18 protein-coding genes and 1 riboswitch are annotated in these 17,135 nt (G+C 69.7%); of the genes, 2 read left to right on the plus strand and 16 right to left on the minus strand.

Features of this window, described 5'->3' with window-relative positions; genetic code table 11:
* Positions 1–77: 77 nt before the first annotated feature.
* From pheT to infC, 7 genes are all read right to left on the minus strand, one after another.
* Entirely contained in the window at positions 78–2,591 is a 2,514-nt protein-coding gene (pheT, locus tag C3E78_RS10065) for a phenylalanine--tRNA ligase subunit beta (protein WP_108578160.1), read from the minus strand.
* Positions 2,591–3,694 (minus strand): phenylalanine--tRNA ligase subunit alpha, encoded by a 1,104-nt coding sequence (gene pheS / locus C3E78_RS10070; protein WP_108578161.1) that lies wholly within the window; start codon positions 3,692–3,694, stop codon positions 2,591–2,593. The genes pheT and pheS overlap by 1 nt, the downstream gene beginning before the upstream one ends.
* 74 nt (positions 3,695–3,768) lie before the next feature.
* Entirely contained in the window at positions 3,769–4,809 is a 1,041-nt protein-coding gene (locus tag C3E78_RS10075) for an ATP-binding protein (protein WP_108578162.1), read from the minus strand.
* Positions 4,810–4,861: 52 nt separating this feature from the next.
* Positions 4,862–5,677: a TrmH family RNA methyltransferase gene (locus C3E78_RS10080; protein ID WP_108578163.1), complete on the minus strand. Its 816-nt coding sequence runs from the start codon at positions 5,675–5,677 to the stop codon at positions 4,862–4,864.
* A 31-nt stretch (positions 5,678–5,708) separates the two neighbouring features.
* Entirely contained in the window at positions 5,709–6,101 is a 393-nt protein-coding gene (gene rplT / locus C3E78_RS10085; protein WP_108578164.1) for a 50S ribosomal protein L20, read from the minus strand.
* 44 nt (positions 6,102–6,145) lie between these two features.
* Positions 6,146–6,340 (minus strand): 50S ribosomal protein L35, encoded by a 195-nt coding sequence (rpmI, locus tag C3E78_RS10090; RefSeq protein WP_108578165.1) that lies wholly within the window; start codon positions 6,338–6,340, stop codon positions 6,146–6,148.
* Positions 6,341–7,030: a translation initiation factor IF-3 gene (infC, locus tag C3E78_RS10095; protein ID WP_268916154.1), complete on the minus strand. Its 690-nt coding sequence runs from the start codon at positions 7,028–7,030 to the stop codon at positions 6,341–6,343.
* A gap of 1,730 nt (positions 7,031–8,760) precedes the next feature.
* Between infC and C3E78_RS10100 the strand changes: the two genes are divergently transcribed.
* Together C3E78_RS10100 and C3E78_RS10105 are read left to right on the plus strand one after the other, a co-directional pair.
* Entirely contained in the window at positions 8,761–9,768 is a 1,008-nt protein-coding gene (locus tag C3E78_RS10100) for a GNAT family N-acetyltransferase (RefSeq protein ID WP_108578166.1), read from the plus strand.
* A gap of 88 nt (positions 9,769–9,856) precedes the next feature.
* Positions 9,857–10,732: a hypothetical protein gene (locus C3E78_RS10105; protein ID WP_108578167.1), complete on the plus strand. Its 876-nt coding sequence runs from the start codon at positions 9,857–9,859 to the stop codon at positions 10,730–10,732.
* A 2-nt stretch (positions 10,733–10,734) separates the two neighbouring features.
* Here the strand turns inward: C3E78_RS10105 and C3E78_RS10110 are convergent, their stop codons facing one another.
* The 9 genes from C3E78_RS10110 to rpe form a co-directional block, all read right to left on the minus strand.
* Positions 10,735–11,199: an SseB family protein gene (locus tag C3E78_RS10110; RefSeq protein ID WP_108578168.1), complete on the minus strand. Its 465-nt coding sequence runs from the start codon at positions 11,197–11,199 to the stop codon at positions 10,735–10,737.
* Complete coding sequence (locus C3E78_RS10115; protein ID WP_108578169.1) at positions 11,199–11,603, minus strand: PH domain-containing protein; 405 nt, start codon at positions 11,601–11,603, stop codon at positions 11,199–11,201. Before C3E78_RS10115 ends, C3E78_RS10110 begins: the two co-directional genes overlap by 1 nt.
* Positions 11,600–12,445 (minus strand): ATP phosphoribosyltransferase, encoded by an 846-nt coding sequence (gene hisG / locus C3E78_RS10120; RefSeq protein ID WP_108578170.1) that lies wholly within the window; start codon positions 12,443–12,445, stop codon positions 11,600–11,602. Before hisG ends, C3E78_RS10115 begins: the two co-directional genes overlap by 4 nt.
* A gap of 79 nt (positions 12,446–12,524) precedes the next feature.
* Complete coding sequence (locus tag C3E78_RS10125) at positions 12,525–12,788, minus strand: phosphoribosyl-ATP diphosphatase (RefSeq protein WP_108578171.1); 264 nt, start codon at positions 12,786–12,788, stop codon at positions 12,525–12,527.
* A gap of 24 nt (positions 12,789–12,812) precedes the next feature.
* The gene (gene ribH / locus C3E78_RS10130; RefSeq protein WP_108578172.1) at positions 12,813–13,283 is read right to left on the minus strand and encodes a 6,7-dimethyl-8-ribityllumazine synthase; all 471 of its coding nucleotides are present in this window, start codon (positions 13,281–13,283) and stop codon (positions 12,813–12,815) included.
* Positions 13,283–14,512, minus strand: coding sequence for a bifunctional 3,4-dihydroxy-2-butanone-4-phosphate synthase/GTP cyclohydrolase II (locus C3E78_RS10135; protein WP_108578173.1), 1,230 nt, complete (start codon positions 14,510–14,512; stop codon positions 13,283–13,285). Before C3E78_RS10135 ends, ribH begins: the two co-directional genes overlap by 1 nt.
* Positions 14,509–15,150 carry a riboflavin synthase gene (locus C3E78_RS10140; RefSeq protein WP_108578174.1) on the minus strand — a complete coding sequence of 214 codons (642 nt, stop codon included), beginning with the start codon at positions 15,148–15,150 and terminating at the stop codon, positions 14,509–14,511. The genes C3E78_RS10135 and C3E78_RS10140 overlap by 4 nt, the downstream gene beginning before the upstream one ends.
* Positions 15,150–16,187, minus strand: coding sequence for a bifunctional diaminohydroxyphosphoribosylaminopyrimidine deaminase/5-amino-6-(5-phosphoribosylamino)uracil reductase RibD (gene ribD, locus C3E78_RS10145; RefSeq protein ID WP_108578175.1), 1,038 nt, complete (start codon positions 16,185–16,187; stop codon positions 15,150–15,152). The genes C3E78_RS10140 and ribD overlap by 1 nt, the downstream gene beginning before the upstream one ends.
* Positions 16,188–16,281: 94 nt before the next feature.
* Positions 16,282–16,417, minus strand: a riboswitch (FMN riboswitch).
* A 39-nt stretch (positions 16,418–16,456) separates the two neighbouring features.
* Positions 16,457–17,119: a ribulose-phosphate 3-epimerase gene (gene rpe / locus C3E78_RS10150; RefSeq protein ID WP_108578176.1), complete on the minus strand. Its 663-nt coding sequence runs from the start codon at positions 17,117–17,119 to the stop codon at positions 16,457–16,459.
* Positions 17,120–17,135: the final 16 nt, after the last annotated feature.

The following is a 17,135-nucleotide window of genomic DNA, read 5'->3' on the forward strand; positions in this document are numbered from 1 at the left end:
CTCTCCCCTCAGGGGACGCAAGTCTCCCCTCAGCGGGCGGGAGTCTCCCCTGAGCGGACGGGAGTCTCCCCTCAGCGTCAGGCGCGGAGGGTCGCGCCGTGGCGCTCGCTCGCGGCGGTGACCGCGGCATCGCGCGCGGAGCGGATGTCCTCCTCGGTCAGCGTGCGGTCCGGTCCGCGCAGCCGCAGCGCGAACGCGAGCGACTTGTGTCCCTCGGCCACCTGCTCCCCCACGTAGACGTCGAACAGCCGGGCGGACTCGATGAGCGGGCTGGCACCGGCCAGGGTCGCCTGCACGTCACCGGCCGGGACGGAGGACTCGACGACGAGCGCCAGGTCCTCCTTCGCGACGGGGAACGTGGAGAACTGCGGGCGCGGACCGATCTCCGGTGACGCCTCGATCAGCGCGTCGAGGTCCACCTCGGCGGCGACGACCCGCGGCGGCAGCCCGTACGCCTTGAGGACGCGGGGGTGCAGCTCGCCGGCGTGGCCGATGACGACGCCGTCGAGCACGAACGCCGCACAGCGACCCGGGTGCCACGGGGCCAGCTCGGCCTGGAGAACCTCGACCTTGACGTGCAGCGCCTCGGCGAGGTGCCGGACGATCGCGATCGCGTCGGCCCACTGGACCTGACGGCCCTTCCCGGCCCAGCTGGAGCGGACGCGCTCCCCGCTCATGACCAGTCCCACGTGGTACGGCTGCGCGGGCAGTGCCGCTGCGAACGCGGCCAGCTCGTCCTCGGTCGGACGACGGTCGACGCCGTAGATCGGTGCCTCCACGTCGCCGTCCTGGGGCAGGAACACCCGGCCGGTCTCGGTGATGTGGACGTCGGAGTGCCCGCGGCCGATGTTGAGCACGAGGCTGCGCAGCAGGCCGGTCAGCACCGTCGTGGTCATGCCGGGGTCCTCCGCGGACAGCGGGTTCTCCAGCAGCACCTGACGGCGACGGACGTCGTCGGCGGGCAGGCCGAGCTTGTCCCAGTCGGCCTCGCCCGCGAACGGGAACGTCTTGACCTCGACGAGGCCCTCGCCCGCGAGGACGTGACCCGCACGCCGGCGCAGCTTCTGCGCCGTGGTCAGACCGCGTCCCGCGGGGGCGGCCGGGAGGATCGACGGCACCTGGTCGTAGCCGACGACGCGCAGGACGTCCTCCACCACGTCGTACGGATCGGTGAGATCGGGGCGCCACGGCGGCGGCGTGACGGTCAGCCACCCGTGGTCGACCGCGACCTCGCAGCCGTTGGCCTCCAGCGCCTCGACGGCCGCGACCGTGTCGATGTCCACACCCGTGACCCGGGCGGGCAGGTCCGCGGCGAGGGTCACGTCCGGCAGCACGGGCGCCTCGCCAATGAGGGTGAGGCCCTCCTCGAGCGTGCCGCCGCCGTGCTCGACGAGCAGGTCGGCGACGCGGCGCGCGGCGCGGGCGGGCAGCGTCGGGTCGACCCCGCGCTCGTTGCGCTTGGCGGCCTCGGACGACAGCTTCTGCGTGCGGGCGGTCCGCGCGATCATCGGCGCGGACCAGACGGCGGCCTCGATCACGACGTCGGTCGTGGTGGGGGTCATCTCGACCTCCTCGCCGCCCATGACCCCGCCGAGACCCACCGGGCCGCGGTCGTCGGTGACGACCGCGTCGGCCTCGCTCAGCGTGCGCGTGGTGCCGTCGAGCGTGGTCAGCTTCTCCCCCGCCGTCGCGCGGCGGACCACGAGCGGGCCCTTGAGCAGCGAGCGGTCGTAGCCGTGGATCGGGAAGCCGAGCTCGAGCATCACGTAGTTGGTGACGTCGACCGCGAGCGAGATCGACCGCATGCCGGCCAGCTCGATGCGCTGCGCCAGCCAGGCCGGCGTGGGCCGGGACGGGTCGATGCCGGTCACGGTGAGCGCCGCGAACACCGGGCACGCGGTCAGGTCCTGCACCTCGACGGGATACGCGCCGGGGCCGTCCGTCGCGACCGTCACGGCCTCGACGTCGGCCGGGTCGTGGAACGGGACGCCGAACGCGATCGCGGCGTCCCGCGCGACACCGCGCATCGACAGCGCGTACGCCCGGTCGGGGTTGACCTCGAGGTCGAGGACCTCCTCGCCGAGACCGAGCAGCTCGATCGCGTCGTCGCCCGGCTCGGCCGAGCCGGGCTCGAGCACGATGATGCCGTCACTGTCACCGTCGCCGGGCAGGCCGAGCTCGGCGGCCGAGCAGATCATCCCGTCCGAGACGTGGCCGTAGGTCTTGCGCGCCGTGATCTCGAACCCGAGGGCCGGCAGCACCGTCCCGGGCAGGGAGACCACCACGAGGTCGCCCTCGACGAAGTTGTGCGCGCCGCAGACGATGCCGCGACCGGCCGGGAGGTCGTCGGTGGCCGGCTCGTTGTGGTCGGGTCCGACGTCGACGCGGCACCAGTTGATCGTCTTGCCGTTCTTCTGCGGCTCCTTGACGAGGGACAGGACGCGTCCCACGGTCAGGGGTCCGCTGATGCCCGAGGAGGCGATCTCCTCGAGCTTGAGGTCGAACGCCGTCAGGCGCGCGGCGAGGTCGACGGTCGACAGGTCGGCGGGGAGGTCGACGTACTGGCGCAGCCAGGTGACAGGGGCACGCATTACAGCTCGATTCCGAAGGGCTCGGTGAAACGGATGTCGCCGTCGAACAGGTCGCGGAGGTCCGCGATGTCGTAGCGGGACGTGATGGTGCGGTCGATGCCGATACCGAACGCGAAGCCGGAGTAGCGCTCCGGGTCCACGCCGCAGGCGACCAGGACGCGAGGGTTGACGACACCGCAGCCGCCCCACTCGACCCAGCCCTCCCCCTTGCAGGTGCGACAGTCGGCGACTGCGTCGGGCTCGTTGTGGCACACGTAGCAGAGCAGGTCCATCTCGGCGCTCGGCTCGGTGAACGGGAAGTACGACGGGCGGAACCGGGTCGTCATGCCGTCGCCGTAGATCGCCTGCGCGAAGTGGTCGAGGGTGCCCTTGAGGTGGGCCATCGACAGACCCTCGTCGATCGCGAGGCCCTCGACCTGGTGGAACACCGGCGAGTGGGTCGCGTCGAGCTCGTCGGTGCGGAACACCCGTCCCGGGCACGCGATGTAGATCGGGGGCTTGCGGGTCAGCATCGTGCGCGCCTGGACCGGCGAGGTGTGGGTCCGCAGCACCATCGCGGCCTTCTCGGGGGTGACCCAGAAGGTGTCCTGCATCGTGCGCGCCGGGTGGTCGGGCCCGAGGTTGAGCGCGTCGAAGTTCAGCCACTCCGCCTCGACCTCGGGTCCTTCGGCGATCTCCCAGCCCATGGACACGAAGACGTCGGCGATGTGCTCGGACAGGGTCGTGACCGGGTGCCGGGCGCCGACCGGCTCGACGTCCCACGGCAGCGTCACGTCGACGGCCTCGGTCGCGAGCGCCTTCGCCTCCTCGGCGGCCTCGACCTCGGCGGTACGGGCCGCGAGCGCCTGGTTGATCGCCCCACGGGCCTGCCCCACGCGCTGGCCGGCCTCCTTGCGTGCCTGCGGCGGCAGCGCACCGATCTCCCGGTTGGCCAGCGCGATCGGCGAGCGGTCCCCCACGTGGTCGATCCGGACCTGCTTCAGGTCGTCGAGCGTTGCGGCGGCGGCGATCGCCGCCAGGGCCTCGTCCCGCATGCGCTCGACCTCGTCGGCGTGCAGCGGGGTGACCTCCACGGGATCGTACGAGGAGTTGGGCGCGGACATGAGGGCCTTCCGGAGAGCACGGGTGGTCGGGGTGGACGAGCTCTACAGAGTTTATCGGTCCCGCGCAGGGCGGGTCAGTCGGTCATCGAGTCGGGCTCGTTGATCGGGAACCACACCCGGATCCGCGCGCCGCCGCCGTCGGAGTCATCGATCTCGATGACGCCGCCGTGCTCCTCGACGATGCCCCGGACGATGTACATCCCCAGGCCGCTGCCGGCGCCGGGGCCGGACCGCCAGAACCGGCTGAAGACGCGCTGGCGCATCTCCTCGGGGATGCCGGGGCCCTGGTCGTGCACCTCGAACGCGACGCCCTGCTCGTACGCGGGGTGCCGCGAGTTCTGGACCACGACCTCCTTGAGGCCGAAGCCGTGCCGCAACGCGTTCTCGACGAGATTCGTGACCACCTGGTGGATCCGGTCGCTGTCGCCCCAGATGAGATCCAGGTCGTCCTTGATGCTGACCTCGAACGGGTCCGACGAGCCGCCCGAGACGTTGGTGAGGACGTGCCGCACGACCTCGTCGAGCTTGACCGGCCCGCGCTTGAGCGTCAGACGGCCGGCGTCGATGCGGGCGGCGTCGAGCAGCTCGGTGATCAGCCGGCTCAGCCGGTCGGCGTCCGCGTCCACGGTCTCCAGCATGAGCTGGCGCTGCTCCTCGGAGAACTTGTCCCACTTGCTCAGCAGCGTCGCGGTGAATCCCTTGATGCCGGTCAGCGGGGACCGCAGCTCGTGCGCCACGGTGGCGACCAGGTCGGAGCGCTCGCGATCGGCCTGGTTGCGGATCCGGGCGTTGCGGACGCTCACGACGACCCGCTGGACGGGGCCGGCGCGGCGGGCCCGGATGAGGGAGGCCGTGATGAGGTACTCGCTGCCCTTGGGCGACCACCACGAGGACTCCGAGGTGCGGCTCCGGATGTTGAGCCCGTCGTACGGCCGGTTGCAGTCGTACCAGGAGTTGCCGTTCAGGTCGTCGAACGGGACGGCCTCGGACAGGTGCATGCCGATCATCTCGTCACCGACGGCCCGCGCCATCAGCTTGATCCGCTGGTTGACGTACTCGACCACACCGTCCGCGCCGGCGATGATGACGCCGTCCGGGTAGTCGTCGTAGTCCATGCCCAGAGAATCTAGTACCAATTGACTAGTTACGACGAGCCGGTCCCGGATTTCAGGCCTGGAGGCGGGCCCGGGCGGTCGCGTAGAGGCACACGGCGGCCGCCGTGGCGAGGTTCAGGCTCTCGGCGCGACCGAAGATCGGCACCGAGACGACGGCGTCCGCGAGCGAGCGTGTCTCGGCCGGCAGGCCCCACGCCTCGTTGCCCATCAGCCAGGCCGTGGGCCCCGAGAGATCGAGGGAGGGATCGAACAATCCGACGTCTCCCCCGCCGTCGGCGGCCAGGACCTGGAAGCCGGCCTCCTGCAGGGCCAGGAGGGCGCCCCCGGTGTCGCGCTCGATCACCAGCGGCAGGTGGAAGATGCTGCCGACCGTCGCGCGGACGGACTTGGGGTTGTAGGGGTCGACGCTGTCGCCGACCAGGACCACCCCGTCGGCGCCCGCGGCGTCCGCGCACCGGATCACCGCGCCCGCGTTGCCCGGGTCGCGGATGTCGGCGCAGACCACGACGAACGTCGGCGACCGGTCGAGCAGGACCTCCAGCGGACGGTCGAGCATCGCGCACCGGGCGACGACGCCCTGCGGCTGCACCGTGTCGGCGATCGCCTCGACGACGTCGTCGGTGACGACGTGCCACTCGACCTGGGCCGCGGCCGCTGCTGCCACGAGGTCGGTGTGCTGGTCGGTGGCGGCGGCGGTCGCGAAGACCTCCCGGGTCGTGCCCGGTGAGGTCAGCGCCTCACGCACCGCCTGCGGGCCCTCGGCGAGGAACTCGCGCCGATCGGCCCGGAACGCACGAGTGGCGAGCCGCTTGGCGTGCTTGACGCGTCCTGAACGGACGGTCAACTCACCAGGCGTGCTCGCCACCATGGTTCTGCTTCAGCTCTGACGGACGCAGCGGTCAGGCCGCGGCGCCGTCCTTCGGAGCGTTGACGTCGGCCGGAAGGTTGTCCTTCGCGGTCTGCACGAGCGCCGAGAACGCGGCGGGCTCGTTGACGGCCAGCTCGGCCAGGATCTTGCGGTCGACCTCGACACCCGCGGCCTTGAGGCCCTGGATGAAGCGGTTGTAGGTCATGCCCTCGGCGCGGACCGCAGCGTTGATGCGCTGGATCCAGAGACGACGGAAGTCGCCCTTCTTCGCCTTGCGGTCGCGGTAGCTGTAGACCAGGGAGTGAGTGACCTGCTCCTTGGCCTTGCGGTAGAGGCGCGAACGCTGACCGCGGTAGCCCGCAGCGCGCTCGAGTGTCTGACGGCGCTTCTTCTGTGCATTGACTGAGCGCTTGACGCGTGCCATCTCAGTTCTCCTTCAACTTCTAGGGATTTGGGGTGGGAACGCGGTCAGAGACCGAGCATCTTCTTCACACGGGGGACGTCGTTCTTCGAGACGGCCGTCGTGCCGTCGAGGCGGCGCTTGCGCTGCGACGACTTGACCTCGAGGAGGTGACGACGGTTGGTCTGCTCGCGACGCAGCTTGCCGCTGCCGGTGAGCTTGACGCGCTTCTTCATCCCCGAGTGGGGCTTGAACTTCGGCATTTATGCCTCCATGTCTGGGTCGAGGTTCTCGGAACGCCGACGTGGCTTCTTGGGTGATGCAGTCTTCTGGGCCGCTTCGCGGTGGGCCTTGACCTCGGCCTCCTCGGCCGCCTTGTCAGCTGCCTTCGCGTCCATGCTCTTGACCTTCTCGGCCTTGACCTCGGCCTGGGCCTCGGACTTCTTCTTGTGCGGACCGAGCACCATCGTCATGTTGCGGCCGTCCTGACGGGCGTTGGACTCGATGAATCCGAGGTCCTCCACGTCGGCGGCGAGACGCTGAAGCAGGCGGTAGCCCAGCTCGGGGCGGTGCTGCTCACGTCCGCGGAACATGATCGTGATCTTGACCTTGTCGCCGGCCTTGAGGAATCGGACGACGTGACCCTTCTTGGTGTCATAGTCGTGCTGATCGATCTTGGGACGCAGCTTCATCTCTTTGATGATGGTGTTGGTCTGGTTGCGTCGTGACTCGCGAGCCTTCTGTGCGGTCTCGTACTTGAACTTGCCGTAGTCCATGAGACGGCAGACAGGGGGGCGAGCTGTGGGCGCCACCTCGACGAGATCGAGATCGGCTTCCGCAGCCAGTCGCAGGGCATCCTCGATACGAACGATGCCGACCTGTTCACCGCCAGGACCGACGAGGCGTACTTCGGGCACTCGGATTCGGTCGTTGACGCGCAGCTCTGTGGTGATGGATCCTCCTGGGGTCGTGTGGAGGGCCCAAAAAAATAAGGCCCCCGTATGAAACGGACGCCACCATGGCGTAATTCCCAACCACGGGAACTACGCAACCAAGGTCCTCTTGAACACGGTCTGCACCGCAGACAAAAGAACCGCTACCCCGCAGTCAGGAACCACGCAGGTGGGAGGTGGGCCTCCACTTCGTCCTCTAGGCTATCAGCGCTGACGCCGGATCGTGAAATCCGACCCGCCGCCTATGCCTCTTTCCTGGCGAATACTCCCGTCTCCGCGTCCGTGCATGTCAGGCGCATCCCGGCGGACATTCTCGCGCTCCAGGAGCACTGATGGGCAAGTGTCCCTTCGCCTTCGAGAAGTTCGGGCTCTGGGGTACGCCACCTGCAACGACGAGGTGCCGTTCCACATCTTCTCGAAGCCAGCCCAGTTCGATGGTCTGGGCCGACTCGTTCACCGTCGTGGACGTGCACCTGGCGTTCGAGAAGTCCGCCGTCGCTCCGGCTCGACTCCGTCCGCGATACACAACTCTTCCGTGTCTCCGCAACAGGTGTGACCCCGGCCGCGTACACCTTGCGGTCGGTCTTAGGCATGGACAACATCCCGCGCTCTCTACACGCGCGGGCCCGCGCCGCTGCTGGGGTGGCGAGGGGTCTCGTGGGACGGCAAATCAAGTTGCGACTGTCTTGGACTGGGACGCGAGCCGGTGTGGGCAGGTCAACTCGGGCAGGGCGCACCGTTGAAGTGGGTGACGTTGATAGTCGCGACGGACTAGTCGCGTGTCGCGATCCCCGCTCGCGCCTTCTAGCGTTGCGCGAAGCCGCAAGCTGGTGGCGCACATCCATCCAGCACAGCACCAACCGCGCCACCAGAGCGGCGAGTGAGTAGAACCAGTTTCCGGAACCAATCCCAAACTGGCACAGGAAATATGTGGTTACAGCCAGGCAGACTATCCAGAACACCAGCGATCGGCGCAGGTGTCTCGTCACTGACACACCTCTCTTCGTTCCCGGAAATGGATCATAAGCGCCAGTTGCGACCTGCTTCCCCAAGACGAGAACTTCGCAGCCACACGGTGGCACACCCAGCGGTCCGGAAATGGTCGGTCAGACCCCGCTCGGACCGTGATTCTCCCGCCGTCGAAGTGCCCGGAATCGCATGACCAGCCAATAGGTCAGTAGCGGCAGCCACAAGAGCGCGACCACTCGCGTTATGCCTTCAGCAGTGAGACTGAGGTAAAGGAAAAGACTCATTCCCGCAAGGAAGACGATCACAGCGCGGATGCGCTCCGAGTTCAGACTCATAGTTCGGCCTCCTACGGCTACAAGCCGGCGCAATCGTATGCAGCCAGTCCCGTGAAACCTACTCCGGCAGCGACTACAGACAACGAACCCCAGTGATCGCGGTCAACGCGGCTGATCCAGTGGTCCCAACGCATGCGCGCACTCGCGAGGCTGTCATCGGCCGCGCAGAATCAGGTCCGCTGGGTGAAGTGCCCTCGGGGTCGTAATAGCGCGCGTGCCCCCCGCCGCATGGGAAACGGTCGAAGTACTAGATCCCGACTCCCCAAGACCTCAAGGACAGGCAGGCACTCCCCTGCTATGGACGGCCACCAGTAGGGAACAACCTTGGAACGGCACCAACCGCCGCGAAGCGTCTTCAAAGAGCTTTGTTGCACCCGCGAAACACGCACGACGCCGCGTCGAAAACTCCGCGCTGGACGATGGGGCATGCTCTGGCGCGTGCGCACGACCCTCGCCGACCGGCCCGGCAACCTGGCCGCGATCGCGGCCGCCTGCGGACAGGCCCGCCTGAACATCGTGTCGCTGCAGGTCTTCCCGACCACGCCCCAGGTCACCGACGAGCTGGTCGTGAGCGCCCCGGAGGGCTGGACCGACGTCCGGGTGGCGGAGGTCTTCGAGCGCGCGGGGGGCGAACGGGTGGCGGCCACTCGGGTGGGCGACGACGCGATCTCGGACCCGGCGACCCGCTACCTCCGCGGGGTCCACGAGGTCCTGGAGGAAGGCCGCGACATCACCGACGTGCTGCGCGACCTGCTGGAGACCGAGCCGCCGGACGTCGCGGACTACACCGGTCACGACGTCATGGTCCTGACCCGCCGGGACGGCTCGACCCTGCAGATCAGCCGCGCCGTCCCCTTCACGGCGGTCGAGCACGAACGGGCGCAGGCGATGTTGTCGCTCGTGAGCGACGCCGGCATCGACGTCCCGCTCATCACCCCCTCGCCGCTGCACGACGCTGCGCCACTGGTCCGGCAGGCGACGCTCGCCGACATCGAGGCCGTCACCGCGCTGCACGAGCGCTGCAGCGTCGACACGCTGTACGACCGCTACCAGGTGCCCCTGAAGATGCCCATGACCACCCGTATGGCGCGGCGGCTGGTGGTGCCCGACCGGGGGTGCGCGCTGCTCGTGCAGGTCGGTCCCGACGCGGTGGGCCACGGTGTCCTCGAGCTCGACGCGGACACCTGGACGTTCCGGTCCATCATCGAGGACGCCTGGCAGGGCCAGGGGCTCGGCACGCTGCTGCTGCGGCATGCGGCCGGGCGAGCCAGGTCCGAGGGGGCCGAGCGGCTCACGTTCGTCACCGCAGGCTCCAACGACAGCCTCCTGCGTGCCGTCGGCGACGCGGGCTTCGTCGCCCGGGTCGAGCGCCACGACGGCAACGTGCACATCACGGTGCCGCTGAGGGACGTGCGGGCCGTCGAGGCCGGTTGAGTCCTCGGCTCGCCCACGCCCCGGTGTCCCTCTAGGATCGCTGGACCGGACAACCTGTCGCCGCGGGCGGCGCACCTCAGGGGGATGCATGGCACGACATCTGGCTCGGGCGTCGGCAGCCCTGGCGCTGGCGCTGGTGGCGGCGTGCGGTGGCGGCTCGGACGCCAAGCCCGCCAAGACCTCCCCGCCGCCCGCGCGCGTCGAGCTGACCGACCTCGCGGCCTCACCGTCGGGACCGTCGGCCACGTATGACACACCGCTGGACCTCCGGCTGCCGGACGAGTCGTGGCGCGAGGGGTACCGCAAGGTCGCCACCCGCCTGTCGTCCATGCTCCGCGCCTCGATGATGGATCCCGCCGGCTGGCAGCTGACGTCCGACAAGGCGGCGTACAAGCTCGTCTACGGCGCGTTCGACGTCACCGAGAGCTCGGGCAGCTTTGTCGCCAACAGCCTGTACAAGCAGGCACGCAGCGAGGCCGAACCGCGTGAGCGGATCGGCCACCGGGTCGCCAGCATCTTCCCGAAGGACGCGATGCCGCGACGCGTCTACGCGTACAAGATCGGCTGGACCGCACAGGAGGTCAAAGGTGGGTTGAAGGTCAGTGTGCAGGCGTGGGTGGGGTACGACGTGGGCAAGCGCGCGCCGGTGCTGATCGCTCGCGAGCTGGGGGCGACGATCGTGCCGCGCGACGGCTACTCGGACTACCGGGTGTCCTCGCCACAGATCGGCACCTACGCGGACAGCTGCTCCTCCCCCGTCGACGGCGTGTTCCGTCCCTCGTCGGACGGGCTCGATCGCGCCATGATCCCGCGGTGGAAGAAGGAGACCGGCAGCAGCACGGTCCGCCCGCTGAAGAAGGCGTTCATCGAGGTCGCCGCATCGGGCGGCTCGAAGGTGTCCGAGGCCAAGACCCGCGCCTCGGTCAAGAAGTGCCTGGCCGAGGCCGCCGCGAAGAAGTCCTGACCTCAGACGACCCAAGCGGGGCCGGCCGCGCTGGTCACGAGCCGGTGACCGGCTGCCAGGTGCTCCACGTCCTCGGTCTCGACGACCGTGAACCCGGGGCTCGCGAGGTCCAGCAGGATGGCGGCGGCACCTTCGTCCAGCGCCGCGCGGGCCGCGTCGCGGCCCAGGATCGGGACCGGGCGCGCCTTCGGGTCCCACGCGGCCATCGTCTGCACGCTGCTGAACGCGAGCAGGGCCTGCCGGCCGTCGGCGCCGGTCATCAGGACGGCGGCCATGTCGGCGTTCTTGTCCCCGGCGGCCGGTGTCTCCCCGAGCAGCGCGACGATCGGGACGAAGACCCGGACGTCCGGCAGGGCCTGCAGCACTGCGACGTCGTCGCCGAGGGCCGCCGCGAGCTCGGGCGCCACCGTGCCGTCGTCCCCCGGGAACTGCGGGCTCGCCAGCGATCGGTCGTGTCCGTGCACCATCAGGAGATCCGTCCTCGCAGGTAGGCGACCGCCTCACGGGCGTAGCGTCCGTCGCTGCCCTGGATCGCGAACAGCATGACCCGCTCGTCGTCCTTGGTCACCAGGGTCGGCCACGGCGCGCCGGTGTTCATCGCGAAGCCCTCGATGTCGGACCACGCGACGTGGTGCCGGCGGTAGCCGTTGAGGACGTCGATCCCCTCGTCGCTCGCGCGCACGTAGCTGCGGCCGACGCCGTGCAGCAGGGCAAGCACGGCCAGGATGATGATCCACAGCGTGACCGTCTCGGCGGTCGTGAAGTAGATCTCGTCGGGCAGCGCGTACGCGATGATCGCCGTCAGCGCCAGCATGACGACGGCGACGGCGTACGCGACGACGCGCGCTCCACCGGGGCGGAACGTCCTCATATCCGGCACGAGAGGATGTCCGTCACGAGGATGCCGCGTGCCCCCAGCCCGTACAGCGAGTCCATGATGCGCTGCGACGTCTCTCGCGGGACCATCGAGCGCACCGCGACCCAGCCCTCGCGGTGCAGCGGCGACACCGTCGGCGACTCGATGCCGGGCGTCAGCTCCACGGCCCGCTCGACCTGCTCGGCACGGATGTCGTAGTCCATCATCACGTACGTCCGCGCGACCAGGACGCTGTCGATGCGGCGCTTGAACACCGCGAAGCCCTCGGGCTCGGGCGCGTCCTTCTGGGTGATCAGGACGCCCTCGGACGACAGGATCGGGTCGCCGAACACCTCGAGGTCGGCCTGTCGCAGCGTGCTGCCGGTCTCGACGACGTCCGCGATCGCGTCGGCCACGCCGAGACGCACCGAGGACTCGACCGCACCGTCGAGACGCACCACGTCGGCGGAGATGCCGCGCTCGGCCAGGTAGGCGCCCACGATGCCCTCGTACGAGGTGGCGATCCGGCTGCCCTGCAGGTCGTCGATCGAGGTCATGGTGCCGATAGGCGCGGCGAAGCGGAAGGTCGAGGCACCGAAGCCGAGGGAGATGTTCTCCGTCGCGTGCGCCTGGGAGTCCATCAGCAGGTCGCGTCCGGTGATGCCGGCGTCGAGCGTCCCCTCCCCCACGTAGATCGCGATGTCGCGGGGACGCAGGTAGAAGAACTCGACCCCGTTGTCGGGGTCGATCGAGACGAGGTCCTTGGCGTTGCGACGCTGGCGGTAGCCGGCCTCGAGCAGCATCTGGGCCGCGGCCTCGGCCAGCGCGCCCTTGTTGGGAACGGCGATCTTGAGCATGGGTTCTCTTCTCAGGAGGTCTGTGACGGGAGGCGAAGGCACGGACGGGCGAGAACCCGCTCGGGGCGGTGCCGGTCCGTCACAGATGCGCGTAGACGTCGTCGAGCGAGATGCCGGAGGCGATCATCATCACCTGCGCGTGGTAGAGCAGCTGGCTGATCTCCTCGGCGGTCCGCTCGGGGCCCTCGTGCTCGGCGGCCATCCAGGACTCGGCGGCCTCCTCCACGAGCTTCTTGCCGATCGAGTGCACGCCGGCGTCGAGCTCGGCGACGGTGCGCGAGCCCTGGGGGCGCGTCGCTGCCTTGTCGGCGAGCTCGGCGAAGAGTTGGTCGAAGGTCTTCATCGCGAGGCAGTCTATCGGGGCGTCTCAGCGGGCCGTGCGCAGGACGTTCCAGGTGGACAGCGCGGCCTCCGCGGCCTCGCGTCCCTTGTCCTCCTTGCTGCCCTCCAGACCGGCCCGGTCCAGCGCCTGGGCGTCGTCGTCGCACGTCAGCAGGCCGAACCCGATCGGCACGCCCGTGTCGAGCGCCACCCGGCTGAGTCCGTCGGTCGCCGCCGAGGAGACGTACTCGAAGTGCGGTGTCCCGCCCCGGATGATGACCCCGAGCGCGATGACCGCGTCGAAGCCCTGTCGGGCGTACGCCTGGCAGAGGATCGGCAGCTCGAACGAGCCGGGGGCACGCACGAGCGTCACGTCGGTGACGTTCGAGTCCGCGAGGGCGGCCTGCGCCCCCGCGATCAGGCCGTCCATGACCTGCGTGTGCCAGCTCGACGCGACGATCGCGACGCGCGCGCCCGCGGCGTCGACCGACAGTGAGGGTGCTCCGTGTCCTGCCATCAGATGTTCTCCAGTCCGGGAAGGTCGTGGCCCATGCGCTCGGCCTTGGTCTGCAGGTAGCGGAGGCTGTCCTCCGTCGGGGCGATGAACAGCGGCAGCCGCTCGCTCACCTTGACGCCGTACGTCTCGAGGGCCGTGGTCTTGTCGGGGTTGTTGGTCAGCAGCCGGACCGACGTGACGCCCAGGTTGCGCAGGATCTGTGCCCCGGCGGCGTAGTCGCGCTCGTCCTCGCCGAAGCCGAGCTCGAGGTTGGCGTCGACGGTGTCGCTGCCGGCGTCCTGCAGCGCGTACGCCTGCAGCTTGTGGAGCAGCCCGATGCCGCGGCCCTCGTGGCCGCGCAGGTAGACCACGATGCCGGCCCCCGCCGCGGTGATCTCGGTCATCGACAGCTCGAGCTGCGGACCGCAGTCGCAGCGCCGCGAGCCGAACACGTCGCCGGTGAGGCACTCGGAGTGGATGCGCACGAGCACGTCCTCGGTGCCGGGGTCGCCGAACACCAGCGCCACGTGCTCCGAGCCCTCGATGCGGTCGCGGTAGCCGTGCGCGGTGAACTCGCCGAACTCGGTGGGCAGGCGGGTCGTGGCCAGGCGGTCGACCTGCGACTCGTGCAGACGGCGGTAGACCTGCAGGTCCTCGATCGACACCAGCGCGATGCCGTGCTCGTCGGCGAACTCGCGCAGCTCGGGCGCGCGCATGAGCGTGCCGTCGTCGTTGAGCACCTCGCCGATGACGCCGGCCGGGGTGAGGCCCGCGAGGCGGGCGAAGTCGACGGCCGCCTCGGTGTGGCCTGCGCGCTCGAGGACGCCTCCGGGCTTGGCGCGCAGCGGGATGATGTGGCCGGGCTGGTTGAGCTCGAACGGCTCGGTGGCCGAGTCCGCGAGCACACGGCACGTGCGGGCGCGGTCGGCAGCGGAGATGCCGGTGGTGATGCCGTCGCGCGCGTCGATCGAGACGGTGTACGCGGTGCGCATCTTCTCGCGGTTGTGCGGCGTCATCAGCGGGATCGCGAGCCGGTCGAGGATCTCCCCCGTGATCGGCGCGCACACCAGGCCGCTGGAGTAGCGCACGAGGAACGCCATGAGCTCGGGCGTGGCCTTGCTCGCGGCGAAGATGATGTCGCCCTCGTTCTCGCGGTTCTCGTCGTCGACGACGACGATCGCCTTGCCCTGGCGGAAGTCCTCCACGGCGCGCTCGATGCTGTCGAGCCTGACCGATTCGTGCTCTGTCATGCGTCGTCCTCTTTCGGCTGGTTCTTCTGTGCTGCGAGCAGACGCTCGACGTACTTGGCGAGGATGTCCACCTCGAGGTTGACCCGGGATCCCGGGCCCTTGGTGCCGAGCGTGGTGTCGGCGAGCGTCGTCGGGATCAGGGACACCGAGAACCAGGGCCCCTCCCCCGTCGACGGGTCGCCGTCCGACACCTCGACGACCGTCAGCGACGTCCCGTCGACCGTAACGGAGCCCTTGTCGACGAGGTACTTCGCGAGCTCGGTCGGCAGCCCGATGCGGACGACCTCCCAGTGCTCGCTCGGCGTGCGGTCGATGACGTGTCCTGTGCCGTCGACGTGCCCCTGCACGATGTGGCCCCCAAGTCGTGCCCCGGCCCGGGTCGCGCGCTCGAGGTTGACCTCGTCGCCCACGCCGAGATCGCCCAGCGAGGTCTTGTCGAGCGACTCCTTCATGACGTCCGCGCCGAACGTGTCGCCGTCCTGCGTCATGACGGTCAGGCAGCAGCCGTTGACCGCGATCGAGTCGCCGTGGCCGGCGTCGGACGTGACGACGGGGCCGCGGATCGTGAGTCGTACGGAGTCGCCGAGCTCCTCCACCGCGGTGATGGTGCCCTTCTCCTCCACGAGTCCGGTGAACATCAGTCGAAGTCCTCTCGCTGCATGCGTCCTGGGGTGCCGATGATGCGGATGTCGGGACCGATCATGGTCAGGTCCTCGATGTGGATCGGTCGCAGGTCCGCCAACGTCGTGGCCTCGCCCTCGAGCGCGGCCCGTCCCGACCCGAGCATCGCCGGCGCCATGTAGCCGATGATGCGGTCGATCACGCCGGCGTTCCAGAACGCGCCGGCCAGGCGCGGCCCGCCCTCGAGCCAGATGTGCCGGATCCCGTTGTCGACGAGCTTCTTCAGCACCGTCTCGGGATCGCGGGACTGGATCATCAGCGTGGGCGCGACGCGGTCGAACACACGGAAGTAGTTCGGGATCTTGGTCTCGCCGACGACGACGCGCAGCGGCTGCTGCTCGTACGGCAGCGGCATGTCCTTGGCGTCGCGCACGGTCAGCCGGGGGTCGTCCGCGAGGACGGCGCCCGTGCCGGCGACGATCGCGTCGGCCTCGGCACGGAACGTCTGCACGTCGCGGCGCGCTTCCTCGCTGGTGATCCACTTGCTGGTGCCGTCGGGGGCGGCACTGAGGCCGTCGAGCGTCGCGGCGTACTTCCAGGTGACGAACGGCCGGCCTGACGTCACCGCGAACGTCCACTCGACGTTGAGGTCGGTGGCCTCCTCGGCCATGACCCCCGGCTCGACCTCGACACCGGCCGCGCGCAGGGTCGTGGCACCACCCGATGCGGTCCGGTCGGGGTCGATCTGTCCGAAGACGACACGGGCCACCCCCGCCTCGATGAGCGCCTGGGCGCAGGGGCCCGTGCGTCCGGTGTGGTTGCACGGCTCGAGCGTCACGACGGCGGTGGCGCCACGTGCCGCGTCGCCGGCCCGGCTGAGCGCGTCGACCTCGGCGTGCGGGGTGCCGGCGCCGTGGTGCGCGCCGACGGCGATCTCGGTGCCGTCAGGCGCGAGGAGGACGCACCCCACGCGTGGGTTGGGCAGCGTGCGCGCGGTCGCCCGAGCCGCGTCGAGCGCGCGTCGCATTGCCGCGACTTCGACCTCTGATGCCATGCCGTCCTCCGGGGGTGGTGGTCCTCGACTCACGCATCCCGGGGTGGGGTGACCTGGTGGTCACCTGCGGGTCTCGGCGCATCGCACCGCGACCCACGCGCTCCTTCCATCCGGACTTTCACCGTCGGTGCCGGAATTCCACCGGCTCAACCGGGCCCCCTGTCGAAGCGGGGCCGCGGGTCGCGGACTGTCACCGCCGGTTCGGAATTACACCGACCCCGGAGCACGCGAGCAACTGCTCGTGCGCCCATTCTATCGGGTGGGTCACGTCAGTGGGTGTGACGTCCGCCCGCGGACCTCAGCTGGCTGACCATGTCCTCCGGATCGTCGGCGCCGAAGACCGCCGAGCCGGCCACGAAGACGTCCGCCCCGGCCTCCGCGCAGCGCTCGATCGTCTCCAGCGACACCCCGCCGTCGACCTGCAGCCAGATGTCGCCGCCGTGCTTGTCGATCATCTTCCGGGCCCGGCGGATCTTGGGCAGGCACAGGTCCAGGAACTTCTGCCCGCCGAAGCCCGGCTCGACCGTCATGATCAGCACCATGTCGAGCTCGGGCAGCATGTCCTCGTACGGCTCGATCGGCGTGGCGGGGTTCAGCGCCATGGCGGCGCGCGCGCCCATGGCGCGGATCTCCCGCGCGAGCCTGACCGGCGCCGCGGCCGCCTCGACGTGGAACGTGACGCTGCCGGCTCCCGCCTCGACGTACGCGGGAGCCCAGCGGTCCGGGTCCTGGATCATCAGGTGGGCGTCGATCGGCTGCGCGGCGACCTTGGCGAGCGCCTCGATGACCGGGGCGCCCAGGGTCAGGTTGGGGACGAAGTGGTTGTCCATCACGTCCATGTGGAGCCAGTCCGCGCCGCTGATGCGTGCGGCCTCGGCCTCGAGGTTGGCGAAGTCCGCCGCCAGCATGCTCGGCGTGATCTGGATTCCCATGGCGCCAGCGTAGTGG

Source organism: Aeromicrobium chenweiae, from assembly GCF_003065605.1.
Classification (GTDB): Bacteria; Actinomycetota; Actinomycetes; order Propionibacteriales; family Nocardioidaceae; genus Aeromicrobium; species Aeromicrobium chenweiae.